Here is a 24,222-nt window from a genome sequence, read left to right as displayed (position 1 = left end):
AGGCACCCACTTCAAGGAAGGCAATCGCGCCCGGTGGCGCGGCCGGGCTTCAAACCCGGTTGGGGACGGCATCCGTTCCCGGGCAGGTTCGACTCCCGCTGCCTTCCGCCACTTCTAGCGTTCGCCGCACAGGTCCAGGGCAAACCACTGCTCGGCCTCATCCACGTCCAGCCCGGCACCCAACAGCGCGAACATCTTGCCAAGGGCCGCCTCCCGCGTCATGCCGCCCCCGCTGACCAGGCCTGCTGCCCGCAGGCGGCTACCGGCGGCATAGGTATCAAAGACCACGTCGCCTTCCGGGCACTGGGAAATGGCCACCAACATGACCCCACGCTCGCGTGCTGCACGCAAAGTGTCGAGCAGCGCCTGATCATCGGACGGCCCAGTGCCGCTGCCATAGCATTCCAGCAACAAGCCCTGCACGCCGCTGCCGAGCAAAGCGTCCAGATGACCGGCCTGCAAACCAGGGAACACCGGCACCACCGCAAGGTTTACGCGCTGACGGGGCTGCTGGTAACCCAAGTGTGCCGGCAAGGGGGCTACGTGCTCGCTCTGGCGGTGGCGCGGCAGGGCTGCAAAGGCATCGAACGCTTCGCTGCGCAGCTTCGAGGCGCGGCAACCGTGCAGCAGCTTCCCCGCGAAGTACAGCTGCACGCCCGCTTCAAGGGGGTGATCGAACTGGCGCAGTGCACCGCACAGGTTGTCCCAGGCATCGCTGCCAGGTGCGCCTGCCGGCAGCATCGAGCCGGTCAGCAGGATGGGAACCGGCAGCCCCAGCAACAGGAACGACAGTGCCGCTGCACTGTAGGCCAGGGTGTCGGTGCCATGCAGTACCAGTACCGCATCATGGTCACGGACCCGCACGGCATCGACGATCGCATCACGCATCGCCAGCCAGTTGTGCTGCTGCATGTTGGCACTGTCGAGCAGTGGGTCCAGTTCCTGGAGCGTCCAGGTGATTTCGGGGGCGTCGGCCATCACGGCGAAATGATCGCGCATGCGGGACTCGAAGCCGCCCGATGGGGCGAGGCCTTCCGGGGTTTCGAGCATGCCGATGGTGCCACCGGTGTAGAGCACGAGGAGGTTCTTTACTGCGCGCATGGAAAGCGTCCGTAGCGATGAACGGGAAAGAAGAGCCGCGCTTTGGAGGGAAGGCTAGTGGGGCCGCAATGCGGCCCCTGGTGACTCAAACAACTGGCACAACCCTCGCTGGGGCGGCTGGCGATGTCAGCCTATCAGCGCAGCGGCTGAGCCTGGCCTACAGCTTTGTCAGCGGCTGTTTCCACCTGCGGATTGGCAGGCCATGCATTACGGTCCAGGTCCAGGTCGGCGAACTTGGCCGAATCGAACACGGGCTGCTTGATGCCAGCCTTGCGCTGGTCATCGTAGTCGCGCATCACACGCAGGCCGACCTTGAACAGCAAGGCCAGGGCCATCAGGTTGACGAAGGCCAGGCACGTCATGGTGATGTCGGCGAAGGCGAACACGGTGGTCAGGTCCTGCATGGAGCCCCATACCACCAGCGCCAGTACCAGGGCACGGAAGCCCATCAATACAGCCCGGTTACGGCTGAGGAACTGCAGGCTGTTCTCGCCCAGGTAGTAGTTGTAGAGGATGCAGGTGAACACGAACAGCGACAGCGCCACGCTCACGAAGATACGGCCCCAGTCGCCTACCACGGCAGCCAGCGAGTTCTGGGTCAGGACAATGCCGTCACCCTCGAAACCAGGGGTGTAGAAGCCCGACAGCAGGATCAGCAGCGCGGTGCAGGTGCAGATCACGAACGTATCGAGGAACACGCTGAACGCCTGTACCACGCCCTGGGCACCTGGGTGCTTCACGGCTGCGACGGCGGCCACGTTCGGTGCACTGCCAAGGCCCGCTTCGTTGGCGAATACGCCACGCTTCACGCCCATGACGATGGCGCTGCCCAGCAGGCCGCCGAACGCGGGGTCAAGACCGAAAGCGCTCTTGAAGATGGTCTCGAGCATGGCCGGCACGTGTTCGATCTGGGTGCCGATCACGTACAGGGTCACGCCGATGTAGGCCAAGGTCTTGATCGGTACGAGCAGGTCGGACACCGCCGCGATGCGCTTGATGCCACCAATGAAGGTGATGGCCAGCAGCACTGCCAGCACGATGCCGGTGTGGCGCGGATCGAAGTGGAAGGCGTTTTGCAGCGAGTGGGTCACGGTGTACGACTGCAGGCCGATGAAGGCGAAGCCATAGGTGACCAGCAGCAGGATCGAGAAGACGATCGCCATGCCTTTGTACTTCAGGCCATGCTGAATGTAGTAGGCCGGGCCGCCACGGTACAGGCCATCGCCGTCGGCGCGCTTGTACACCTGGGCCAGGGTACATTCGAAGAAGCTGCTCGACATGCCCACCAGCGCGGTGACCCACATCCAGAACACGGCACCTGGGCCGCCCAGGGTCACGGCGATGCCGACACCGGCAATGTTACCGGCGCCCACGCGGCCGGCCAGGCTCAGCATCAGGGCCTGGAATGAACTCAGTTGGCCTGCCTGGCCACGCAGCGATTCCTTGAACACACCAAACATGTGTGCGAAGTGGCGGAACTGGACGAACCGGGAACGGAGGGTGAAGTAGCTACCCAGCCCCACGATCAGCACGATGAGCAGTTTCCCCGAAAGGAAATCGTTGAGTACTTCGAGCATTGGAAAATGACCTCGATTCTTATTCTTCGTGTGGAAAGACCAGCGGCCGGCAGGCGTGCCGCTATTCGTTGGGGCGCATGGTTGGCCATGACAAGAGTCGTTACAATTTCGCGGCTTGGTCTTAATTGATGCGACTTGATGCTAAACTGGCGCCATTCGCGTCACGTAGGCTATTGTCATGAGCGAGCATTTCGCTACCAATCTCAAGCTGGCTTGCAGCCACTACCGCTCTATCTCCGAAGTTTGCCGCCAACTGTCGATCAATCGCGCCCAGTTCAACAAATACCTGAGCGGGCAAAGCCGTCCGACGGCTTACAACCTCAAACGCATTGGCGATTTCTTCGGGGTGGAGGAATACGAGCTTGACCTGCCCGCCGATCAGTTTTCACGCTTGATCGGCGCGCGAGTACCGTCCTCGGTCGAGCAAACCGGCGATCCGATCAGCGAGCTGTTTCGACCTCTGCATGATCACGCGGGCAACTTGTCGCGTTACTGCGGGTATTACTTCGAGTACTCCAATTGCATGTCGGTGCCGGGTACGGTCCTGGTATCACTGGTGCATCTGTGGGAGGAGGGCGGGCGCTTTCTGTTCGAGCGCCAGGAGCGGCAGGAGCGGTCGAGCGCAACGGACCAGCATGCCGAAGTGCGTTGTCGGTACCTGGGGGCTGCTTTTCAGTTGCAGGACCGGGTGTTCCTGATCGACTACGAATCGCTTACCTACAACGAGATGAGCCAGACCATTCTCATCCCCAGCTTCAAAAGCCGTATCACCCGCCTCAACGGCCTCAAGGCCGGCGTGTCCAGCGGCGACCGGCGCAATCCCGCCTGTACCCGAGTGGTGTGGGAGTACCTGGGGCAGGAGATCAATCGCATCAACGCCTACCGCCAGGTAAAACTGTACCGGCCTGATGACCCTCGCATAGATGAAGACATCCGCGAGCGGTTGGATGTGGGCCCGCTCAGGAATGGGTTGTTTGAAGTCGAGTAGGGAGCAATTCGTTAAACAGCATCAAGAATGAAGTCCGTCACAATGCTTGTGACCTGATCGGCGATATCCGGGTTAGCCCGCAAATAGGAGGGGATGCCGTGATCGCAGTTTTCAAGAATGAGGCACTGAAAACGCTCTGGCGCAGTCGAGTGTGTTAGGGCGCTGATTAGTTCTGCAGGTATGGGGCTGTACCGTTCTGCGCCTGCGTGCCACACGTGGCCCGCGCCTGTGCCAGGGGGTCTTGAGAGATGACGCGAGTCAAGCCCATCGTGCTCGCCGATCAGCAACAGAACTCGGCCCGGAAATCGTTCAAGAAAGAGGTAGCTGTCGCAATCGAAAAATGCGAAGGGCTTTCTGATGGCCGCCGAAAATGCCGGGCCAAATGGCAGTGAGTAGGCGCTGTCTGGATAGATCGCAGGGCAGACAAGGATAAGCGTGTCCACATGCGGCAACTGTGCTGCCATTTTCAATGCCAAGGCTGCGCCGAGGCTGTGACCAATCAGGGTTCGGCACTCAAGCGCGATATGCGAATGAAAGCGCCATGCTTCTTCAAGGTTTATAACCAGCGAAGGCGCTGCTGCACCTGGTGCGCTGGCTAGACTATGCCCTGACAAGTTCGCCGTGAGCGAGCCGATACCTGCAGCCTGTAGGCGGTAGAGCAGTGGATTGAGCCGAGTAAAATCGGACCGAGCGCCCGCCAGTACAAAAACAGGTGCTGCGCGTTGCATATCGGGTACTAGCAGACGGGCCTGTTGTTCGTAGCTTCCGAATCCTTCGTCGATAAACCATTCCATGCCTGGAGCGGGTTCTTCATATTGCCATTTCAGGCGCCCGCAGGAGTAGGCTTGCATGTGCGAACAGTCTCTACGAAAGGCGTGTTAGCCAGTTACTGATAGGGTTGTGCGGCTCGGTAAGCAGTTCGAGCAGCATGAGGATGCAGCCGCTTACCAACCGCGGTTTTACGAACATGACCAAGAGCGTAGCGCGCTGCCTGTGCTTGGCTAGCTATGCATCTAACAAGGCAGCAAGGGCCCTCTTCAGCACTACTGAGGCCAGCCGAATCTGCAATTCAAAGCCCTTTCGCTGAGGTGTGGAAGTCAGTCATTGCCTAATGCATCGTAGGGCTTTTCTCCGAATGATTTTTCCATCGTTTTTGGGGCGTCGGCACTGCCACCACTTGCAGCATCCGCATGCCCCACGTTGGACTTCCCCGCCCGGAAACCGCAAAATGGCCGCTTTCCCTTACAACCTCCGGATCTGCTGACTCTATGCGTATGCGCCTAATGCTGTTGGGTGGTGGCAATGCCCTCGGGCAAGCGCTGATTCGTCTTGGGGCCGAGGAGGACATCGCTTTCATGGCGCCGCGCCCTCCAGAGGAGGGCTGGGCGCCTGCCAGCCTTACCCAGTTGCTCGACGATCATCGTCCCGACGCCGTGGTCAACCTGGCGTATTACTTCGACTGGTTCCAGGCCGAGTCGGTCAGCGAGCAGCGTCTGGCGCTTCAGGAACGCGCCGTGGAGCGGCTGGCAGAGTTGTGCCAGCACCACCAGATCACGCTGGTCCAGCCCTCGAGCTACCGCGTGTTCGATGGCTCGCGTGCCACCGCCTACAGCGAAAAGGACGAGCCTTTGCCGCTTGGCCTGCGCGGGCAGGCGCTCTGGCGTATCGAACAAAGCGTGCGTGCGGCCTGCCCGCAACATGTGCTGTTGCGGTTCGGCTGGGTGCTGGACGAAAGTATCGATGGCCTGCTTGGCCGTTTCCTGACGCGCGCCGAGCTACCCCAGGAATTGCTGCTGGCCGATGATCGGCGTGGCAACCCGACACCCGTCGACGATGCGGCCAGGGTCATTCTCTCGGTGCTCAAGCAACTGGACTGCAATTCGCCGTTGTGGGGTACCTACCACTACGCCGGGAACGAAGCGACCACGCCTGTGGCGCTAGGCCAGGCGATCCTCGCCGAGGCCGGCCAGCATCGACAGCTCGCGGTGCAGACGCCAACGCCGCAGGCCCATGCCGCGCGCCCGGATGCCAGCGAAGAGCCGCAGAACGCAGTGCTGGCGTGCAAGAAAATCCTTCACACCTTCGGTATCAAGCCCCGTGCCTGGCGTGCAGGCTTGCCGCCTCTTCTGGACCGGTTCTATCGCCATGGCTGATGCCCCCATCCTGATCACCGGCGGTGCCGGCTTCATCGGCTCTCACCTGAGCGACGCCTTGCTGGCGCGTGGCTACGCCGTGCGCATTGTCGACGACCTCTCCACGGGCAAGCGCGACAACCTGCAACTGGGCCACCCCCTGCTTGAGCTTGTCGAGGGGGACGTTGCCGACGCCGAATTGGTCCAACGCGCAGCGGCAGGCTGCCAGGCCGTGGTGCACTTGGCTGCGGTGGCCTCGGTGCAGGCTTCGGTCGACGATCCGGTGCGCACGCACCAGAGCAATTTCATCGGCACGCTCAACGTGTGCGAAGCCATGCGTGTTCACGGGGTGCGTCGCGTGTTGTTCGCGTCCAGTGCAGCGGTCTATGGCAACAACGGTGAAGGCCAGTCCATTGCCGAAGATACGCCCAAGGCGCCGCTGACACCGTATGCCGTGGACAAGCTGGCCAGCGAGCAGTACCTGGACTTCTACCGGCGCCAGCATGGGCTTGAGCCTGTGATATTCCGGTTCTTCAACATCTTCGGGCCGCGGCAGGACCCTTCCTCGCCTTATTCGGGCGTCATCAGCATCTTCAGCGAGCGTGCACTGCAAGGTCAGCCAATCACCGTGTTCGGTGACGGCGAGCAGACGCGGGACTTCCTGTATGTGGGTGACCTGGTACAGGTCATGGTGCAAGCGCTCGAGCAAGCGCAGGTCGAGGAGGGGGCCGTGAACATCGGTCTCAACCAGGCCACGTCACTGAACCAGATGCTCGCTGCGCTCCAGCAGGTGGTGGGCAGCTTGCCCGCAGTCAGCTATACCACGCCGCGCTCGGGCGACATCCGCCATTCGCGTGCGGACAACAGGCGGTTGCTGGCTCGCTTCGACTTCAAGCGGGCCACCTCGATGGTGGAGGGCCTGTCCCGGTTGTTGGGCAAGCTCCGTTAGCAACCGATGGGCGCCCAGTCCGGCGCTCAGTACGACAGTAACGAAACGGGGCGGCCTTGGCCGCCCCGTGTGTTTTGCAGCGCTCGATCAGAACTTGTAGCCCAGGCCGACCATGTAGACCCAAGGGTCCACGTCCACGTCGACCTTGGTCTTGCTATAGCCCAAGGCGCTCGGGCCGTTCACGCTGGCCTTGGTGTCGATGTCCACATACCAGACAGCGGCGTTGACCAGCAGGTTGTCGGTGATCATGTAGTCCATGCCCAGCTGGCCGGCGAACCCGACCGAATCCTGCAGTTTCAGGTTGCTGAACCCTTGTTGCTTGCGGTTGCTGCTCAGGTCTTCATCGAAGAACAAGGTGTAGTTGATGCCCACGCCCGCATAGGGTTGGAACTTCGACGACGCCTCCATCGGGTAGTACTGCAACGAAAGGGTCGGCGGCAGTTGCTTGATGTCGGCCAGCTTGCCATCCAGCCCACCGCCCAGCCCTTTCACCCCTACCGTGTGCTTGAACGGCGTGGCTGCCAGCAATTCCAGGCCAATGTGGTCGGTGAGCATGTAGGCGAATGCCAGACCCAGCTGGGTATCGCTGTCCAGGGTCGCCTTGGTGCCTGCCACCTTGTTGCCGTCGAACTTCAGGTCGCTGCTGCTCTCGTTGGGCGCGGTGGTGATGGCGCCAGCACGTACGATGAAATCACCGGGTTGATAAGCGTGCGCAGCCGGGGCGGTGAGTGCCAGGGCCACGAGTGAGGCACCGAGCAAGGACTTGTTCATGGAAGCTCCCAAAGGACGTTGATAATCGTGTAGTCCAATGGTACGGATGCAACTAAACAGAAAGTTTGACCCAGCTCAAAGAAGCGTCTGCACCGGCCTTCGGAAGGCTCATCTGAGTTCGTAGGCGTAGATCTTCTCGGCTTCCATCTGGTAACCCGCCTCAGCCAGTTCGCTGCTCGAGGGTTTGACATGCATCGTGCCCTCTATCCAGTAGGGCTGATACAGATCTTCGACCCTTACGCCCATTTCACTGACGATGTGCACAATCTGGTTCGACGGGGGCGGGGGCACGTGGATGCACGCACCGTAGTACGGCACCAGCAGAAATTCGGTGGTGCGGCCTTGCTCATTGACCTCCAGCGGCACGATGTAGCCCGGCAGCTTGATCTGCTGGCCATCGAGGCTGTTCACCACGGGTGCAGCAGGCGCCTGCTGGCGCGCGGCCGGGGCGGACTCGGCAGACAGTGCATCGCTGAGCTGCGACATGTCATGCAGGGGCGCCAGTTGCGGCGCGACGACCGGTGCGCCTTCGGGGATCAGGGCGGGCCAGTCGAGCTCTCTGGGCTGCGATGCCCATGCAGGTACCGCAAGCATCACGAGCAGCGAAAAAAGCAGGCGCCGGGCGGGGCTACCGGTTGGCAGGCGGGCCCCCATACGGCATGTCCATGCGCTTGCAAGCGCATGGAGAGCCCCGAGGCAGGCAGTGAGAAATCGGATCATCACAGGCTCTCAAAGGTGGATCGACAAACCATCTGCCAACGACTGCCGATAGGCTCGCCATGCCGGAACGCTGCCCATCAACAGCGCTGCGCCAAGGATGATAGCCAGCAACGACCATTCATGCGTGCTGGGCCAGGCCAATGGCAGGTACAAGCCATAGTTGGCCTGCACGTAACCCTGGGCCAGGGCGATGCCGGCGTACAGCAGGCCAAGCCCGGCAACGATCCCGGCCGTTGCCAGAGCCAGAGCCTCAAGTACCAGCAGCCCGGCGATGTGCCATGGTCGTGCACCTACCGAGCGCAGGATCGCCATTTCCCGGCGGCGCTCGTTCAGACTGGTAAGAATCGCCGTGAGCATGCCGATCAGCCCGGTCAGCACAACGAACAGCGAGACCACGAACAGGGCTTGTTCGGCAGTGCCCATCAGGCTCCACAACTCCTGCAACGCCACCCCCGGCAAAATCGCCAACAGCGGCTCGCTGCGGTATTCATTGATTTCGCGCTGCAGGCTGAAGGTGGCGATCTTGTTGTTCAAGCCCAGCATGAACGCCGTGATCGCAGCGGGTTGCAGGTCCATGCCACGCGCCTGTTCTGCACTGATGCGTCCCGCACCTCGGGCCGGCACCCCGTTGTGCCAGTCGATATGGATCGCCTCCATGCCGGCCAGGCTGATGTACAAGGTGCGGTCAACCGGCGTGCCGGTGCGCTTGAGTACACCGACCACGGTAAATGGTTTGTCGTCGTGCTTGACCAGGCTGATCGCCGCCACGCCATGGGCCAGCACCAGTTTGTCGCCCAGCTTGTAGTGCAAGGCGTCGGCAACCTCCGCGCCCAGTACCACTTCGAAAGGATCGTCGGCAAATTCCCGGCCCTCGCGCAACGCCAGGTGCTGCTTGCGCCCGTACTGATAGTGGTCGAAATAGGCGCCGGTGGTGCCCATCACCCGGTAGCCGCGGTGCGAGTCGCCCAGCGAGATGGGGATCGCCCACTTCACCCGTGGGTCCTGGGCGTAGTGCTGGTAGCTGTCCCAGCGTATGTTGTTGGTGGCATTGCCGATGCGAAACACCGAGTACAGCAGCAGGTTCACCGAACCTGAACGCGCACCGACAATCAGGTCAGTACCACTGATGGTGCTGGCAAAGCTGGCGCGGGCTTCGGTGCGCACCCGTTCGACAGCCAGCAGCAGGCAAACCGACAAGGCGATGGCAAACGCGGTCAGAAAGGCGGTGAAGCGGCGGTTGGCCAGGCTGGCCAGGGCAAGGCGAAGCAGGTACATCATGCCTCCCGGGGCTTGGCGGCGCGATTGAGCTCGGCCAGGGACAGGTGTCGGTCGAACAGCGGGGCCAGGCTCTGGTCATGACTGACGAACAGCAGGCTTGATCCTGCCGCGCGGCATTCGTTGAACAGCAGGGCGATGAACGCTTCGCGGGTATCGGCATCCAGCGCTGATGTGGGTTCATCGGCGATCACCAGCTCGGGTTGGCCGATCAAGGCGCGGGCGGCGGCGACGCGTTGCTGCTGGCCGATCGACAGGCTGTCGGCTCGCCGCGTGAGCAACTGCGGATCGCCCAGGCCCAAGTGGGCAAGCAATTCGCGGGCGGCCTGGTCGACGCTACCGTGGCGCTCGACGGCACGCTGGGCGCGGCTGCGCGAGAAACGACAGGGCAGCTCGACATTTTCCCGCACCGAGAGAAACGGCAGCAGGTTGAATTGCTGGAAGATGTAGCCGGTGTGGTCCACACGGAAACGGTCGCGGGCACCTTGGCCGAGTAGGGCCAAGTCCTGTCCAAGCAGTTGGATTCGCCCACGGCCTGGCCGGTTGACCCCGCCGAGCAGGCCCAGCAGTGTGGTCTTGCCACTGCCGCTTGGGCCCTTGAGAAACACGGCTTCACCGGCTTGCAGTTCAAAGGCCGGGATATCCAGCAACGGCGGTTGTCCCGGCCAGGCGAACGCCAGGTCTTGCAGGTGGATCAGCGGCTGGTTCATTCAGAGTGTGACCACAGCCTTGGTTGGCGAGGTTTCCACCCCCTTCTGGCCGTTCGGGCCGATCAATTGCACATTGATTTTCTGCGTGGCGGGGAAGGCCTTGAACAGCGGCGACAGGTCGATCTGAGTGAGTTTTTCGGGCGCTGTGCAGGTGAGTTGGTAATGGGCGTTGATGTCGCTGTGAACGTGGCCTTTTTCGTGCTCGTCGGCATCATCGTCCGCCTTGGCGGCATCCCCAAACAGCGGGCTTTGCAGTTCTTGCTGGTCTGGTGTGCAACCCGCGGCCGCCGTCAAGGCGAACAACTTCAGGGGCTGTTCCAACTGCTGACGCACCGCGGCCACCTTGGCCTTGTCGGCATCGCTGCTGGCCATGTGCTCGAAGCCGACCAGGTTCATCGCCGGGCTGTCCAGCTCAAGCTCCAGGGTATTGCCGTCAAGCACGGCATTGAGCTTGGCCACGCCATGCTCATGGGCGGCAAGCGTGCCATGGCCGTGATCATGCTCATGTTCTCCGTGGGCATGGGCCGTCATGGCCAATGGCAAGCAGGCGAAGGGCAAGGCGAGCAGCAGACGACGCATGGGCGACTCCAGGAGCGGATTGTAGGATTAGTTATGTTATAACGATTGTTTGGCAGGCCGCCAGCCTCGTGGCTCAGGTTTCATGTTGCGGTAGCATGGCGACAATGACTTGAGCGAGGACCTACAGTGAGAATTCGTGGAACGATCGGTAAGTGGCCGGTGGACTTGACCATCGAGCTTGATCCCCAGGAATGGGCGCAGTTGGCACGGCCAGCCGAACAGCTCCCCGCTTCGACACCCCAGCCAGCTGCCGCGGTGCCTCCCGCAGCAGCAAAGGATGATGGGCCGTGGCGGGTAGCCTGCGAATTATTGCGCACGGCTGGCCGGATGGAGGGGCCTGAGCTGCTTGAGCATTTGCAGGGCCTCACGGGGGACTTTGGCGCAGCCAAGCGGTTGCTGGTGCGGTTGCGGCACCATGGGCAAGTGCGGGTGTTCAGTGAGGGCGAAACGCCGGTGTATGTGTGGCAGGCCGGCGAAAAGGCGTAGACGACCTCGAACGGCGTGACAAGCGTGTCAGTGGCCGGCTCACGGGGCAAGGCGGAGCAACCCAGGCAACAGGTGCTGGGCCTGATCAGTACCGAGCCGCTCGTATCCCAGAGCAGAGTTTGAGCACTAGGGCATGAGCAGGGTGGCGTACCTTGCTCATGCCTCCACGCCTGATAAGCGTCAGTACATCGCTGCAAACAGCTTACGGCGATACGTACCCACCAGCGGATGGGCACTGCCGAGCAACTCGAACACCTGTAGCAATGCTTTGTGTGGCAGCCCGTTCTCGTAACCGCGATTGCGCTGGAACAGCTTGAGCAGGCTTTCGAGCGCGGGCTCGTACTGCTGGCGTGCCAACTGCTGAATGCACAGTTGATACGTGGCTTCGTCATCCTGTGGATTCTGCGCCAGGCGACTTTTCAGGTCGGCAACCTCCGGCAGGCTGGCGGCCTGGCGCAGGAACGTCAGTTGCGCCTTGGCGCCGGCCAGAGCGGCCTTGTGGTCCTCTGTCTTGACCGCATCCAGCACCACCTGGGCCTCGCCCAGTTCACCGCGCTCGGCCAGACAGCGGGCGTACAGAATCAGGCCTTCGGCGTTGCTGTTGTCCTCTGCAAGCAATTGCTGCAGCACGGCTTCGGCTTCGCCAAAGCGGCTTTCGGCGAACAGCGCCTGAGCCTGTTCCAGCGGCGAAGCGGTGGGTGGCGCCGGCAGCTGCACATGCGGCTCGAGCATGGCGCGGATCGCCGATTCCGGCTGGGCACCGGCAAAGCCGTCGACCGGCTGGCCATCCTTGAACAGCACCACGGTCGGCAGGCTGCGGATGCCGAATTGCGCCACTACCTGCTGCTCGACGTCACAGTTGATCTTGGCCAGCAGCAGTTCGCCCTGGTACTCCTCGGCAATTTTTGCCAGAAGGGGCATCAAAGCCTTGCACGGCGCGCACCATTCGGCCCAGAAATCGACCAGCACCGGCTTGTGGAATGAGTTCTCGATCACCAATTGCTGGAACGTGGCATCGGTGGCATCGAAGATGTATGGGGTGTCCTGGCTCATCGCGACTCTCGCAAATCCGTGAATGGCACCACTATAAAGGCTCGCGGCTGGCGTGGTACAGGCTGACCCGGCGGAATTCGTGCGGCTCGGCCAGGTCCGGAAGGGTCAAGGCGTCGAGCACCCCGAGCGATCGGTACAAAGGGTGGCTGAAGTCCCGCACGCGCGAGTCGGCTACCAGTACCTGTCGGCCCCGGTCGAGGAAGGCATCGAGCAGCGGCAGGTTGGCGCGGTCGTAGAGCACATCGGCCACCAGGATCAGGTCAAAACGGTCACCTTCGGCAAAAAAGTCGCTGCTGTAGCCCAGTTCCACCTCGTTCAAGGCGGCGTTGGCACGGCAGGCGTCCAAGGCGAGCGGATCAAGGTCGCAGGCCACGACCTCCAGCGCACCTGCACGGGCGGCGGCAATGCCAGCGATGCCGGAACCGGCGCCAAAATCGAGCACCCGCTTGCCGGCTACCCACTCCCGATGCTCGGCCAGGTAGCGCGCCATGGCCAGGCCACTGGCCCAGCAGAAGCTCCAGTACGGCGGGTCTTCGAGAATGCGCCGGGTTTCTTCACTGCTGAAGGCGCGGTCCATGTTCTGGTCATCGATCAGCCATAGTTTCAACGCGCAGCCGGGCAGGTCGCTGATCACCAGCCGTGCTTCGCCAATCAGGCCGCTCAGGGCCTGTTGCAATGCCACTGGCGCCACTTACGGTGCCTTTTCGAACTGCAGCGGGCCGGTGGCCTGGGTCTGTGCCTGGGTGATGCGCAGCGGCGGCAAGTGCATGATCAACTGGCCAGAGCGGCTGGCTCGTCCGCGCAGCTCCACCCTGGCGCCGGCCGGAAATGCCTCGGGATTGAAGCGCAGCTGGTAGGGCAAGGCCTGTCCGGTACCCGGCAGGGTGCTACTGGCCAGCAGCTGTTGCGGCCGATCGCGCTCATCGATCACCAGCAGGGCAAGTTCCACCTCTGCGCCTGCGGGGATTCCAAGCAACGTGCCGCTCAGCTCGCGCTGATAAGCCGGCAAGGGGCCAAGCGGCTGGGCCTTTTTGGCCACCTTGGCGGGCGCCGGGGCAGGCGGTTGTTCGGTCTTGGGCCGGTCACTGCCGCAGGCGGTGAGCAGGGCGGCGCAGCACAGCACGGCAAGCGCGCGAAGAGGCATGGGGTAGTCCTTCAGGGGCAGAATTGCATGGATGTTAACCCCTTTGGCTTGTCTTGCCAGTGGGATGCGCTACCATGGCCCTCCCTTTTTTTGTTGCCTGCCACCATGCACTGTCCGTTTTGCGGTGCCAACGACACCAAGGTCATCGACTCGCGCCTGGTCGCCGAGGGCGAGCAAGTGCGGCGCCGTCGCGAATGCGTCGCCTGCGGCGAGCGCTTCACCACCTTCGAAACCGCCGAGCTGGTACTACCCCGGCTGATCAAGCAGGACGGTACTCGCCAGCCCTTCGACGAAGACAAGTTGCGGGCCGGCATGCAGCGTGCGCTGGAAAAACGCCCTGTCAGTGTCGAGCGCCTCGAAGCCGCCCTGGCCCACATCAAGAGTCGGCTGCGCGCCACCGGTGAGCGCGAGGTCAAGTCGCTGGTGGTGGGCGAGCTGGTGATGGGCGAGTTGCGCAAGCTCGATGAAGTGGCCTACATCCGCTTCGCCTCGGTTTATCGGCGCTTCCAGGACCTTGACGAATTCCGCGAAGAAATCGACCGCCTGGCCCGTGAGCCAGCCAAAGAGTGAGCATGCAAACCCCCGCAGCTGTGCTTGACGCCCATTACATGGCCCGCGCGCTTGAGTTGGCGCGCAAGGGGCTCTACACCACCCACCCCAACCCGCGTGTGGGCTGCGTCATCGTCCGCGATGGCGAGGTGGTGGGCGAGGGCTGGCATGTACGCGCCGGGGAGCCCCATGCCGAGGTGCATGCGCTTGCCCAGGCAGGCGAGCGTGCACGGGGCGGCTGTGCCTATGTCACCCTCGAACCCTGCAGCCACCATGGCCGTACGCCGCCGTGTGCCGAAGCCTTGGTCAAGGCCGGTGTGGCGCGGGTGGTGGCCGCCATGCAGGACCCGAATCCCCAGGTAGCCGGGCAAGGCCTGCAGCGGCTTGCCCAGGCCGGTATCGACGTGGTCAGCGGGGTGCTCGAAGCGCAGGCACGGGCACTCAACCCTGGGTTTCTCAAGCGCATGGAGCAGGGGTTGCCGTTCGTGCGTGCCAAGCTGGCCATGAGCCTGGATGGTCGTACCGCCATGGCCAGCGGCGAAAGCCAGTGGATCACCGGCCCTGCGGCGCGTTCTGCCGTGCAGCGCCTGCGGGCGCGCTCAAGCGTGGTGCTGACCAGTGCAAGCAGCGTGCTGGCTGACGGTGCACGCATGACGGTGCGTGGCGCCGAGTTGGGCCTGGACGCCGAAACCACCGCGCTTGCCCTGAGCCGGGCACCGCTGCGGGTGCTGGTCGATGGCCGTTTGCGCTTGCCCTTGCAGGCACCATTCTTCCAGGCCGGCCCGGCGCTGGTGGTGACCGCCGTCGCAGATGACCCACGTTATGCCGCTGCCGGCCATGAACTGCTTAGCCTTCCGGGTGACAATGGCCATGTCGACCTGCGTGCCCTGCTTCAAGCCCTGGCCGCCCGTGGCGTCAACGAAATCCTGCTGGAAGCCGGCGCAGGTCTGGTGGGTGCCTTCGCCCAGCAAGGCCTTGTCGACGAGTACCAGCTGTTCATGGCCGGCACCTTCCTGGGCTCAAGCGCACGTCCCCTGCTGGACTGGCCACTGAACCGCATGAGCGAGGCACCGCGGCTGAAGATCACCGACATGCGCGCAGTAGGCGATGACTGGCGGGTCACAGCCGTACCGCTGCCTGCTCCCGGCGTATAATGCGCGGCTTGCCCCGCGCACACCGTTTTGAGGAAGACCCATGTTCACCGGCATCATCGAATCCATCGGCACCATCCGCAGCCTGACGCCCAAAGGCGGCGACGTGCGCGTGCACGTCGACACCGGCAAGCTCGACCTGGGTGACGTCAAGCTTGGCGACAGCATCGCCGTCAATGGCGTGTGCCTGACGGCGGTGGAGTTGCCGGGCAACGGCTTCTGGGCCGATGTCAGCGTGGAAACCCTCAAGCGCACGGCCTTCGTCGACCTGAAAAGTGGCAGCAAGGTCAACCTTGAAAAAGCGCTGACGCCCACCACCCGCCTGGGGGGGCACCTGGTCAGCGGCCATGTCGACGGCGTGGGCGAAATCATCTCGCGCAGCGATAACGCCCGCGCCATCCAGTTTCGCGTGCGTGCGCCGCGAGAACTGGCCAAGTACATCGCCCACAAGGGTTCGATCACCGTCGATGGCACCAGCTTGACGGTCAATGAGGTCAATGGCGCCGAATTCGAGCTGACCATCGTCCCGCACACCCTGTCCGAAACCATCATGGCCGACTACCGCGCAGGGCGTCGGGTTAACCTTGAGGTCGACCTGCTGGCCCGTTACCTGGAGCGCTTGCTGCTGGGCGACAAGGCGGCCGAGCCGAGCAAGGGCAGTGGCATCACCGAAAGTTTCCTGGCCGCCAACGGCTTCTTGAAATCCTGATTGAGAAGGGGGTGCCGCGTGGCGCTCAACAGCATCGAAGAACTGGTCGAAGACATCCGCCAGGGCAAAATGGTCATCCTGATGGATGACGAAGACCGCGAGAACGAAGGCGATATCATCATGGCAGCCGAATGCTGCCAGCCCGAGCACATCAACTTCATGGCCAAGCACGCCCGTGGCCTGATCTGCATGCCAATGACCCGCGAACGTTGCGAAACCCTCAAGCTGCCGCTGATGGCGCCGCGCAATGGTTCGGGTTTCGGCACCAAGTTCACCGTTTCGATCGAGGCGGCCGAAGGGGTCACCACCGGCATCTCCGCCGCCGACCGTGCCCGCACCGTGCAAGCGGCTGCCGCCCAGGACGCCAAGGCTGAAGACATCGTCAGCCCCGGGCATATCTTCCCGCTCATGGCTCAGCCAGGCGGTACGCTGGCACGCGCCGGGCACACCGAGGCAGCCTGCGACCTGGCACGCATGGCCGGGTTCGAACCCAGCGGCGTGATCTGCGAGGTGATGAACGACGACGGCACCATGTCGCGCCGCGCCGAACTGGAAGTGTTCGCGGCCGAGCACGGCCTGAAGATCGGCACCATCGCCGATCTCATTCACTACCGCATGATCCACGAGCGCACCGTGCAGCGGGTCTCCGAGCAGTCGGTGGAAAGCGAGCTGGGCGAGTTCAACCTGGTCACCTACCGCGATGCGGTGGAAGGTGACGTGCACATGGCCTTGACCCTGGGCACCATCTGCGCCGAAGAGCCCACCCTGGTGCGGGTGCACAACATGGACCCGCTGCGTGACCTGCTGCTGGTCAAGCAGCCGGGCCGCTGGAGCCTGCGCGCCGCCATGGCCGCCGTGGCCGAAGCCGGAAGCGGTGTGGTGCTGCTGCTGGGGCACCCGCTTGATGGCGACGTGCTGCTGGCTCATATCCGCGAAAGCGCAGGCGATGCACCGGCCAAGACCCCGACCACCTACAGCACTGTGGGTGCCGGTTCGCAGATCCTGCGTGACCTGGGCGTGCGCAAGATGCGCCTGATGAGTTCGCCGATGAAGTTCAATGCGATATCCGGATTCGACCTGGAAGTTGTAGAATACGTGCCCTCCGAGTGACTTGAGGCGGCAATCACGCCCTGCAGCTCGAGTCCATACCCCTGTCGAGGCCGCCAGCAAGCGGCCTTGCGTTTGAAGATGAGAATATCGCAATGACCCTGAAGACCATCGAAGGTACCTTCATTGCCCCCAAAGGTCGCTATGCTTTGGTGGTTGGCCGCTTCAACAGCTTCGTTGTCGAAAGCCTGGTAAGTGGTGCCGTTGATGCCCTGGTACGCCATGGCGTCAGCGAAAACGACATCACCATCATCCGTGCACCTGGCGCGTTCGAAATTCCGCTGGTTGCCCAGAAGGTCGCCCAACAGGGTGCTTACGACGCGATCATCGCACTGGGCGCTGTGATCCGTGGCGGCACCCCGCATTTTGAATACGTGGCGGGCGAGTGCACCAAAGGCCTGGCCCAGGTGTCCATGGAGTTCGGTGTCCCTGTGGCGTTCGGCGTACTGACCGTCGACTCCATCGAGCAGGCCATCGAGCGTTCCGGCACCAAGGCCGGCAACAAAGGTGCAGAAGCCGCCCTGTCTGCCCTGGAAATGGTAAGCCTGCTGGCGCAGTTGGAGGCCAAGTGATTAGCGACGAAAGCGATCGTTTCAACCCGCGCGATCCCAAACCTGCGGATGCCGGCAAGCCATCGAAGAGCGCCAAGCGCCGTGAAGCCCGCAAGCTCGCGACCCAGGCACTGTATCAATGGCACATGGCGCAGCATTCGTTGAACGAGATCGAAGCGCAGTTTCGGGTCGATAACGATTTTGCGGATGTCGACGGCGCCTACTTCCGTGAAATCCTGCATGGCGTTCCGGCCATCAAGGACGAAATCGACGGTGCGCTCAAGCCCTGCCTGGACCTGAGCCTCGACGAGCTCGACCCGGTCGAACTGGCCGTGTTGCGTCTGTCCACTTGGGAATTCATCAAGCGCATCGACGTGCCTTATCGCGTTGTGATCAACGAAGGCGTCGAGCTGGCCAAGGTCTTCGGCGCCACCGACGGCCACAAGTTCGTCAACGGCGTGCTCGACAAACTGGCACCGACGCTGCGCGAAGTCGAAGTCAAGGCGAACAAGCGCTGATTGCGGCGCAGCCTGGCCATGGGTGAGTTCGAGCTGATCAACCGTTACTTCGCCTCCGCGCACTGTGCAGTGCACGGCGAGGGCGAAGGGGTGGCGCTGGGCATCGGTGACGACTGTGCCCTGTTGGATCTCCCTCCCGGTGAGCAGTTGGCCGTCTCGACCGACACCTTGGTAGCCGGCGTGCATTTCCCTGCCGTCTGCGACCCGAAGCTGCTGGGGCAGCGCTGCCTGGCCGTCGCTGTCAGTGACCTGGCCGCCATGGGCGCTACTGCGATCGGCTTCACGCTGGCCCTTACCCTGCCTGACGTCAGCCACGAGTGGTTGGAGGAGTTTTCGGCAGGGCTCAGCCGCATGGCACACCGTTGCCGCATGAGCCTGATTGGCGGTGACACGACCCGAGGTCCGTTGAGCATCACCGTGACGGTGTTCGGCCGTGTGCCCACCGGGCAGGCATTACGACGCACTGGCGCCCAGCCAGGCGACCTGCTGTATGTCGGTGGCTCGCTGGGCAAGGCCGCTGGCGCCTTGCCCCTGGTGCTCGGGCAGCGCCAGGCACCGCCGGCCGTGGCAGCGCCGCTGCTGGCCCACTATTGGGCGCCCATGCCGCAGCTCACCCTCGGTGCCTTGCTCAGAGGGCACGCTACGGCGGCACTCGATATTTCCGATGGCTTGCTAGCCGATTGCGGTCATATCGCCAAGGCCTCTGGCGTGGCGCTCGAGGTGAACGTGGCACAAGTGCCGGTGTCCCCCGAAGTGGAGGCGTTCCTGGGGCGCGAGGCGGCCGTGCAGGCAGCGCTCGCCGGTGGTGACGACTACATCCTAGCGTTCACGGCACCCCCGGACGCCTTGACGCACCTTGCGCACTTTGGCTTCATCCAGGTCTACCCCATTGGCCGCGTACTGCAAGGGCAGGGCGTGTCCCTGCGCGACGCGCACGGTCAGGACATCACGCCTCGGCAGCGGGGCTACCAACACTTTAGGGAGATACCGTGACCGACCACCCCAATCAGGTGCCTGCGGAGTTCGTTCCGCCATCGGTCTGGCGCAACCCTTGGCACTTCATCGCGTTCGGGTTCGGCTCCGGCACCTTGCCCAAGGCGCCTGGCACCTGGGGCTCGCTGGTGGCGATACCCTTCATTCCGCTCTGGCAGATGCTGCCCGATTGGGGCTACTGGCTGGTACTGGGTATCACCATGCTGTTCGGCTTCTGGCTGTGCGGCAAGGTGGCCAATGACTTGCGCGTGCATGATCATGAAGGCATCGTCTGGGACGAAATGGTCGGCATGTGGATTACGCTGTGGCTGGTGCCCGATGGCTGGCAGTGGCTGTTGGCGGGCTTTCTGATGTTCCGCTTCTTCGACATCCTCAAGCCTTGGCCCATCCGTTGGATTGATCGTCACGTCCATGGCGGCGTCGGCATCATGCTCGATGACGTGCTGGCCGGCGTCTTCGCCTGGTTGGGCATGCAGGTTCTGGTATGGGCTGTCGCATAGAACGGGGGCTGCCATGGTGCTGAAGGGTATGCTGCTGGCATTACTGATGGTCGCGGCCCCGTGGGCGACTGCCGGCGATAGCCAACCTGACCAGGTTCACCTGGTCAGCGAGGAGTGGGCCGACTACACCAACGCAGATGGCACCGGTGTGGCCTGGGACGTGATGCGTAAGGTGTTCCAGCCCGCAGGGATCGAGGTCGTGCCGCAGAGTGCGCCCTACAGCCGTGCCATTGGCCTGGTCAAACGTGGCGAGGCTGATGCCTGGGTCGGCTCCTACAAGAACGAAAGTGAAGACAACCTCTACCCTCGCTGGCATTTCGACGTCGACCATGTCTACGCCCTCGGGCTTGCCAGCAAGCCGGCCCCCACACTGGCAACCATAGGCGACTATCGCCTGGCCTGGGTGCGTGGCTATGCCTATGGCAAATACCTGCCCCGCGTGCGGGAGTACCGTGAAATCCAGCGACGCGAAGGCATTCTGCCCATGCTTGAGCATGACCGGGTGGACTTCTATGTCGACGCCATGACCGAAGTGGACTACGTCATTGGGCAAAGCTCGCAACCTGGTCGATTCCGGCGTACCCACGTGGTCGAGCTGCCCATGTACCTGGCGTTCGCCCGCAGTGAGCGGGGTGAGGCATTGCGTGATGTGTTCGACAAACGCATGGCCGAACTGGTGCGCAGCGGCGAACTCAGGCCGATATTCGAGCGTTGGAAACAGCCTTATCCTTTCGATACCAGCGCCAAGCCGTAGCGCGTTGCGCATAGCCGCACCTGCCACGCATCGAGGTTTTCGATAATAACCGGCGGTATACTGCCAGAGCACTGCTCGTAAGCTGCTGATACAATCGGTCCATTGAAATTCCCACTTATCCCAGGAGCACAACGTGCCCGTCGTCTTTGTTGCAGCCTCTAAACTCCCGACGCCTTTCGCGACTTTCACCATGCACGGCTTTCTGGATGAAGCCACCGGCCGCGAGCACGTGGTGCTCAGCCTGGGTGATATCGCCGATGGGCAGCCGGTATTGGGGCGCCTGCATTCCGAGTGCCTGACCGGCGACGCCTTGTTCAGTCAACGCTGTGATTGCGGGTCGCAACTCGAAGCTGCCCTCCAGGCGATCGCCCGAGAAGGCCGTGGCGTGCTGCTTTACCTGCGCCAGGAAGGCCGTGGCATTGGCCTGCTGAACAAAATCCGCGCCTATGAACTGCAGGACGGCGGGGCGGACACGGTCGAAGCCAATGAGCGCCTCGGGTTTGCCGCCGACCAACGCGACTACGCCATCTGCCTGCCAATGCTAGAGCACCTGGGAGTCAAGGCGTTGCGCTTGATGACCAACAACCCGCGCAAGGTCAAGGCCCTGACCGACATGGATATCGTGGTGGCCGAGCGTGTGCCGCTGCATACCGGGCACAACCCGCACAACAGCCATTACCTGGCGACCAAGGCCGGCAAGCTGGGCCATATGCTGGGCAACGAACACCAGGGCGAGGTGCCCCAGGCGTGACCCGCGCCGAGGTCAAGCGGCGTCTTGCCCTGGCCTGGTGGCAATACCTGGCGGTGGGCCTCGTGCCGCTGCCGGTCATGGCCTGGGCCTTTGGCGGTGGCGAGGCGATGATTCCCATGTTGGCCATGCCGCTGTTCATCGCTGGCGCAGCCACATTGTTTCTCACCTTGCCGCGCTTCGGGGCCTACAAGCGCGCGCTGATTGCCACCTCCAAGGCCCTCGGTACCGAAGCCGAGCCTGCTGCGTGGATCGAACTGGCTCGCGTGCGGCGCCTGGCCATGACCTATGCCTGCTTCCCCGCCTGGGTAGCCGCGGTGTCGGTGCTGGTAGGGCTGGAGACCGTCCCGCAGGTGCTGCTGGCCTTGTCCACCGTGGTGTTGCTGTACCTGTACCGCCTGCCGCCTCAGCTCGGCTGATGCGCCGGCTCATTGCGGGGCTGGCGCTTCTGGCCTGTAGCCTGGCGAGCGCTGGGCCAGTGCGCGTCGTCAGCCTGGCGCCGTCGATGACGGACATCATGCTCGAACTTCAGGCAGGCGATCTGCTGGTGGGGGTGCTCGATGGGGGGGAACGGCCCCCTGCGCTGCGAGCGCTCCCCTCGGTGGGGCGCTATGGCCAGCTGGATATGGAGCGCTTGCTCAGTCTGCGCCCTGATCTGCTCTTGCTGTGGCCGGGCAGCGTACCCCCTGCGCAGCGCGACCAGCTCAAGCGTCTAGGCATCCCTACTTTCAGCGCAGAGCCCCGCGGCATCGAACAGTTGATTGGCCAGATCGAAGAAATTGCCGAGCACGTGGGCCGCGCTGATCAAGGGCGCCGCTACGCTCACGCCTTGCGGGCACGATTGAAGGCACTGCGCCAGCAATACCACCGTGACAGGCCTCTGCAGGTCTTCTACCAAGTCTGGGATCACCCTTTGTACACCCTGGGTGGGCAACAAGTGATCAGCGATGCGCTCGCCGTCTGTGGTGCGCGGAATGTCTTTGCGGATTTGAACCCGGCAGCGCCACAGGTGAGCGTGGAGTCGGTCATCGCCCGCGACCCCGACATCATCCTGGCCGCAGATGTGCAACAGTTGGCCAGCTGGAAGGCCTGGCCGATGCTGCGCGCGGTGGCGCAGGACGGCTTGCTGGTGGTACCGGACAACGGCATCGAGCGCCCCAGTGGGCAGATGATCGAAGCGACGGCTCGCCTGTGCGAACTGCTAGCTGCTAGAGCGCCGGTGTCCAGGTCACGCTGAACAACAACGTGCGCCCTTCTTCCCGATAGGCGTGGGGGTTGCCCTCGTAGCTGTACAGGGCGCGGCTGTAGCCACGGTCGAACAGGTTGTCCAGCTTCGCTTCCACCGTCAGCGCCTCGGTGGCTGCCCAACTGCCGCGCAGCCCCAGCAGCCCGTACCCACCCAAACGGCTGCGGTTGCCTTCATCGTCGTAGCTGCTGCTGACGGCTTGCACACTGGCACCGACGCCGAAGGGACCCACACGGCGGTCCAGATCCAGGCTCAGGGTGCGGCGTGCCCGTCGGGCCAATGTATGGCCACTGTCGCGGTCTCGGGGGTCGATCATCGCCAGGCCCAGCTGGCTGCTCCAGTCGCCCCACTGCTGGGCCAGGGCCAGCTCTACACCGTCGACGCGCGCCGAGGCCACGTTGCGGGGAATAGCATCCTGGCCGAACACGATCGCATCGCGCAGGTCGGTGCGGTACAAGGAAGCCTCCAGGCGGGTGTCGGAAGACAGCTGGCTGCGCCACTGCACTTCATGGGTTCTAGAATGCTCGGGGTCCAGGTCAGGGTTGCTGAACTGCGGGTAGTACAGGTCGTTGAACGTAGGTGCCCGGAAACCTTCGCTATAGGACAGCACTACATCATTGCGATCATCCAGCGCAACGGTCACGCTGCCACTCCAGGTGGTATGGGTGCCGAATTGCTCGTTGCGGTCCTGGCGTACGCCCACTTCAGTGGAAAACAGCGTGCCTTGGTAGCGGTGCTGAAGAAACACCGCCCGGTTCCAACGGCTGTCCTTTTCGAAGTCGGTACTGGCGTGCACCCGGTCCTGATACCAGTCGGCACCGGCGAGCAGGCTGTGCCGGTCGTCCAGCGCCAAGTCGTTCTGCCACGTCATCTGGTCGCGGTAGGTGTTGAACACAAAGCGTTCACTGCTCAACATGTCGCGCTTGTCGTCACGGTTTTCGCTGTGCGCTACCTCCAGCCGCGTGTGCCAGTTGTCGTTGGGCTGGGCGTCGAGGTAACTGCCCAGGCTGGCGATACTGAAGTCGGTGTAAGGCTGCTGGCCGACGCTTTCGTAGGTGACAGGGTCGAAGCCGCCGAATGGGTTGTCGTATTGACTGCGGCCCTGATTGTGCAGCAGGTTCATGCCGACTTCCACGCGCTCGCCGAGCGTCTGGCTCAGGCTGAAGTTGAGCGATTTGTTACGGTAAGCGTCATGGTCGGCGTCGCTGCCGAACGACGGTCCTGTTGAATCGATGCCTGCCGTTTCGTCCAGGCTTGCGCCCAGGTTGAAGCGCGTTGAGCCGTCGGCGCCCGACACACCCAGGCTGCGCTGGAAGGTTTTTCGGCTACCGGCGGCCAGACGCACACGCGGGTGCAGGCCATCTCCGACGCTGCGCCGGGTGAACACCTGGATGACCCCGCCAATGGCATCGCTGCCATACACCGCCGACCGGGAGCCGCGAAGCACTTCGACACGCTCGATCTGGTCGACGTTGAGAAACTGCAGGCCGCTGTCGCCTGAGGTCGCGTTGGCGATGCGTACACCATCGACCAACACCAGCGTTTGCGCAGTCTTCGTGCCGCGAATGAAAAGGCCTGGCAAGCTGCCGCGTCCGCCGGTCGGTGCCACCTGCACGCCCGGCACGCGGCTGAGCAGGTCCATGACGCTGCTCGGCTGCAGGCGGTCGATATCGGTCCGGGTGAACACGGTGTTCGCAGCACTGGTGGCGGTGCGCGACTCTACCTGGCGGCTGGCGCTGATGAGCACATCGGGCAGTTTAAGGGCTTCGTCGCGTTCGGACGCCAGCAGGGGCAGAGGAAGGCAAAGCAGGGTGGCGAGGGTCGGGTTTTTCACGGGCGGTACACGTCTGCGAAGTCTGCGCACTCCAACACGACGGGGCCCAGCGGAGAAAGGCCCTTGCCCTCAGAGTC

General features: G+C 63.1%; 28 protein-coding genes and 1 tRNA gene. 17 read left to right on the top strand and 12 right to left on the bottom strand.

Features of this window, described 5'->3' with window-relative positions; translation table 11 throughout:
• The first annotated feature begins 15 nt into the window (after nt 1–15).
• Nucleotides 16–111: transfer RNA gene (locus ACF8GB_RS22080), tRNA-Sec, on the top strand.
• Between the two features lie 3 nt (nt 112–114).
• Here ACF8GB_RS22080 and ACF8GB_RS22075 read toward each other — a convergent pair.
• Together ACF8GB_RS22075 and ACF8GB_RS22070 are read right to left on the bottom strand one after the other, a co-directional pair.
• Nucleotides 115–1,101, bottom strand: coding sequence for an asparaginase (locus ACF8GB_RS22075; RefSeq protein ID WP_392527641.1), 987 nt, complete (start codon nt 1,099–1,101; stop codon nt 115–117).
• A 134-nt stretch (nt 1,102–1,235) separates the two neighbouring features.
• Nucleotides 1,236–2,678 carry a sodium:alanine symporter family protein gene (locus ACF8GB_RS22070; RefSeq protein ID WP_058638680.1) on the bottom strand — a complete coding sequence of 481 codons (1,443 nt, stop codon included), beginning with the start codon at nt 2,676–2,678 and terminating at the stop codon, nt 1,236–1,238.
• A gap of 178 nt (nt 2,679–2,856) precedes the next feature.
• Between ACF8GB_RS22070 and ACF8GB_RS22065 the strand changes: the two genes are divergently transcribed.
• On the top strand, nt 2,857–3,666 hold the full coding sequence (locus ACF8GB_RS22065; protein WP_058603960.1) for a helix-turn-helix transcriptional regulator: 810 nt from the start codon (nt 2,857–2,859) through the stop codon (nt 3,664–3,666).
• An 11-nt stretch (nt 3,667–3,677) separates the two neighbouring features.
• Here ACF8GB_RS22065 and ACF8GB_RS22060 read toward each other — a convergent pair whose 3' ends face one another.
• Nucleotides 3,678–4,517: an alpha/beta fold hydrolase gene (locus ACF8GB_RS22060; RefSeq protein WP_230382775.1), complete on the bottom strand. Its 840-nt coding sequence runs from the start codon at nt 4,515–4,517 to the stop codon at nt 3,678–3,680.
• Nucleotides 4,518–4,934: 417 nt separating this feature from the next.
• Between ACF8GB_RS22060 and ACF8GB_RS22055 the strand changes: the two genes are divergently transcribed.
• Both ACF8GB_RS22055 and ACF8GB_RS22050 read left to right on the top strand, forming a co-directional pair.
• Entirely contained in the window at nt 4,935–5,819 is an 885-nt protein-coding gene (locus ACF8GB_RS22055; protein ID WP_033695074.1) for a sugar nucleotide-binding protein, read from the top strand.
• Nucleotides 5,812–6,747, top strand: coding sequence for an NAD-dependent epimerase/dehydratase family protein (locus ACF8GB_RS22050; RefSeq protein WP_058603962.1), 936 nt, complete (start codon nt 5,812–5,814; stop codon nt 6,745–6,747). The genes ACF8GB_RS22055 and ACF8GB_RS22050 overlap by 8 nt, the downstream gene beginning before the upstream one ends.
• Before the next feature lie 87 nt (nt 6,748–6,834).
• On the opposite strand, the gene ACF8GB_RS22045 is transcribed toward ACF8GB_RS22050, so the two are convergent.
• The 5 genes from ACF8GB_RS22045 to ACF8GB_RS22025 all read right to left on the bottom strand — a co-directional run bounded on the left by ACF8GB_RS22045 (nt 6,835) and on the right by ACF8GB_RS22025 (nt 10,802).
• Nucleotides 6,835–7,518: an OmpW family protein gene (locus ACF8GB_RS22045; RefSeq protein WP_100852333.1), complete on the bottom strand. Its 684-nt coding sequence runs from the start codon at nt 7,516–7,518 to the stop codon at nt 6,835–6,837.
• A gap of 108 nt (nt 7,519–7,626) precedes the next feature.
• A complete protein-coding gene (locus ACF8GB_RS22040; RefSeq protein ID WP_033737060.1) occupies nt 7,627–8,112 on the bottom strand; it encodes a DUF3299 domain-containing protein in 486 nt (161 codons plus the stop codon).
• 135 nt (nt 8,113–8,247) lie between these two features.
• Nucleotides 8,248–9,513 (bottom strand): ABC transporter permease, encoded by a 1,266-nt coding sequence (locus ACF8GB_RS22035; protein WP_392475775.1) that lies wholly within the window; start codon nt 9,511–9,513, stop codon nt 8,248–8,250.
• Nucleotides 9,513–10,223 (bottom strand): ABC transporter ATP-binding protein, encoded by a 711-nt coding sequence (locus ACF8GB_RS22030; RefSeq protein WP_058603966.1) that lies wholly within the window; start codon nt 10,221–10,223, stop codon nt 9,513–9,515. Before ACF8GB_RS22030 ends, ACF8GB_RS22035 begins: the two co-directional genes overlap by 1 nt.
• Nucleotides 10,224–10,802, bottom strand: a complete 579-nt coding sequence (locus ACF8GB_RS22025) for a DUF2796 domain-containing protein (RefSeq protein WP_058638673.1) — start codon at nt 10,800–10,802, stop codon at nt 10,224–10,226. It abuts the gene before it with no gap.
• Between the two features lie 126 nt (nt 10,803–10,928).
• Between ACF8GB_RS22025 and ACF8GB_RS22020 the strand changes: the two genes are divergently transcribed.
• Nucleotides 10,929–11,288 (top strand): hypothetical protein, encoded by a 360-nt coding sequence (locus tag ACF8GB_RS22020; protein WP_058638672.1) that lies wholly within the window; start codon nt 10,929–10,931, stop codon nt 11,286–11,288.
• Nucleotides 11,289–11,468: 180 nt separating this feature from the next.
• Here the strand turns inward: ACF8GB_RS22020 and trxA are convergent, their stop codons facing one another.
• Genes trxA through ACF8GB_RS22005 form a run of 3 tightly spaced genes read right to left on the bottom strand, consistent with a single transcriptional unit; the run spans nt 11,469 to nt 13,485 of the window.
• Nucleotides 11,469–12,341, bottom strand: a complete 873-nt coding sequence (gene trxA, locus ACF8GB_RS22015; RefSeq protein WP_058603969.1) for a thioredoxin — start codon at nt 12,339–12,341, stop codon at nt 11,469–11,471.
• Nucleotides 12,342–12,372: 31 nt separating this feature from the next.
• Nucleotides 12,373–13,032 carry a 50S ribosomal protein L11 methyltransferase gene (locus tag ACF8GB_RS22010; RefSeq protein ID WP_326383775.1) on the bottom strand — a complete coding sequence of 220 codons (660 nt, stop codon included), beginning with the start codon at nt 13,030–13,032 and terminating at the stop codon, nt 12,373–12,375.
• Nucleotides 13,033–13,485: a YbaY family lipoprotein gene (locus tag ACF8GB_RS22005; RefSeq protein ID WP_058638671.1), complete on the bottom strand. Its 453-nt coding sequence runs from the start codon at nt 13,483–13,485 to the stop codon at nt 13,033–13,035.
• A 105-nt stretch (nt 13,486–13,590) separates the two neighbouring features.
• On the opposite strand from ACF8GB_RS22005, the gene nrdR reads away from it, so the two are divergent.
• The 12 genes from nrdR (at nt 13,591) to ACF8GB_RS21945 (ending at nt 22,302) form a co-directional block, all read left to right on the top strand.
• Nucleotides 13,591–14,055 carry a transcriptional regulator NrdR gene (gene nrdR, locus ACF8GB_RS22000; RefSeq protein WP_027915127.1) on the top strand — a complete coding sequence of 155 codons (465 nt, stop codon included), beginning with the start codon at nt 13,591–13,593 and terminating at the stop codon, nt 14,053–14,055.
• A 2-nt stretch (nt 14,056–14,057) separates the two neighbouring features.
• Entirely contained in the window at nt 14,058–15,188 is a 1,131-nt protein-coding gene (ribD, locus tag ACF8GB_RS21995) for a bifunctional diaminohydroxyphosphoribosylaminopyrimidine deaminase/5-amino-6-(5-phosphoribosylamino)uracil reductase RibD (RefSeq protein ID WP_392527639.1), read from the top strand.
• A gap of 40 nt (nt 15,189–15,228) precedes the next feature.
• Nucleotides 15,229–15,894, top strand: a complete 666-nt coding sequence (locus ACF8GB_RS21990) for a riboflavin synthase (RefSeq protein ID WP_023534964.1) — start codon at nt 15,229–15,231, stop codon at nt 15,892–15,894.
• A gap of 18 nt (nt 15,895–15,912) precedes the next feature.
• Entirely contained in the window at nt 15,913–17,004 is a 1,092-nt protein-coding gene (ribBA, locus tag ACF8GB_RS21985; protein WP_392527637.1) for a bifunctional 3,4-dihydroxy-2-butanone-4-phosphate synthase/GTP cyclohydrolase II, read from the top strand.
• A 92-nt stretch (nt 17,005–17,096) separates the two neighbouring features.
• Complete coding sequence (gene ribE, locus ACF8GB_RS21980; protein ID WP_023534949.1) at nt 17,097–17,573, top strand: 6,7-dimethyl-8-ribityllumazine synthase; 477 nt, start codon at nt 17,097–17,099, stop codon at nt 17,571–17,573.
• Nucleotides 17,570–18,070: a transcription antitermination factor NusB gene (gene nusB / locus ACF8GB_RS21975; RefSeq protein WP_144965412.1), complete on the top strand. Its 501-nt coding sequence runs from the start codon at nt 17,570–17,572 to the stop codon at nt 18,068–18,070. The genes ribE and nusB overlap by 4 nt, the downstream gene beginning before the upstream one ends.
• Before the next feature lie 18 nt (nt 18,071–18,088).
• Nucleotides 18,089–19,063, top strand: coding sequence for a thiamine-phosphate kinase (gene thiL / locus ACF8GB_RS21970; protein WP_392475790.1), 975 nt, complete (start codon nt 18,089–18,091; stop codon nt 19,061–19,063).
• On the top strand, nt 19,060–19,563 hold the full coding sequence (locus ACF8GB_RS21965; RefSeq protein WP_023535011.1) for a phosphatidylglycerophosphatase A: 504 nt from the start codon (nt 19,060–19,062) through the stop codon (nt 19,561–19,563). Before thiL ends, ACF8GB_RS21965 begins: the two co-directional genes overlap by 4 nt.
• Nucleotides 19,564–19,576: 13 nt before the next feature.
• The gene (locus tag ACF8GB_RS21960; RefSeq protein ID WP_197844161.1) at nt 19,577–20,317 is read left to right on the top strand and encodes an ABC transporter substrate-binding protein; all 741 of its coding nucleotides are present in this window, start codon (nt 19,577–19,579) and stop codon (nt 20,315–20,317) included.
• Nucleotides 20,318–20,450: 133 nt separating this feature from the next.
• Nucleotides 20,451–21,068: a GTP cyclohydrolase II gene (gene ribA, locus ACF8GB_RS21955; protein ID WP_023534989.1), complete on the top strand. Its 618-nt coding sequence runs from the start codon at nt 20,451–20,453 to the stop codon at nt 21,066–21,068.
• Nucleotides 21,065–21,484, top strand: coding sequence for a hypothetical protein (locus tag ACF8GB_RS21950; protein WP_058603975.1), 420 nt, complete (start codon nt 21,065–21,067; stop codon nt 21,482–21,484). The genes ribA and ACF8GB_RS21950 overlap by 4 nt, the downstream gene beginning before the upstream one ends.
• On the top strand, nt 21,484–22,302 hold the full coding sequence (locus ACF8GB_RS21945; RefSeq protein ID WP_078479189.1) for a cobalamin-binding protein: 819 nt from the start codon (nt 21,484–21,486) through the stop codon (nt 22,300–22,302). The genes ACF8GB_RS21950 and ACF8GB_RS21945 overlap by 1 nt, the downstream gene beginning before the upstream one ends.
• Here ACF8GB_RS21945 and ACF8GB_RS21940 read toward each other — a convergent pair.
• On the bottom strand, nt 22,274–24,145 hold the full coding sequence (locus ACF8GB_RS21940; RefSeq protein ID WP_392527636.1) for a TonB-dependent receptor domain-containing protein: 1,872 nt from the start codon (nt 24,143–24,145) through the stop codon (nt 22,274–22,276). The genes ACF8GB_RS21945 and ACF8GB_RS21940 overlap by 29 nt on opposite strands.
• Nucleotides 24,146–24,222: the final 77 nt, after the last annotated feature.

It is taken from the genome of Pseudomonas sp. xss_4 (assembly GCF_043104125.1).
Taxonomy (GTDB): domain Bacteria; phylum Pseudomonadota; class Gammaproteobacteria; order Pseudomonadales; family Pseudomonadaceae; genus Aquipseudomonas; species Aquipseudomonas parafulva_B.
This window is presented reverse-complemented; position numbering and strand designations above follow the sequence as displayed.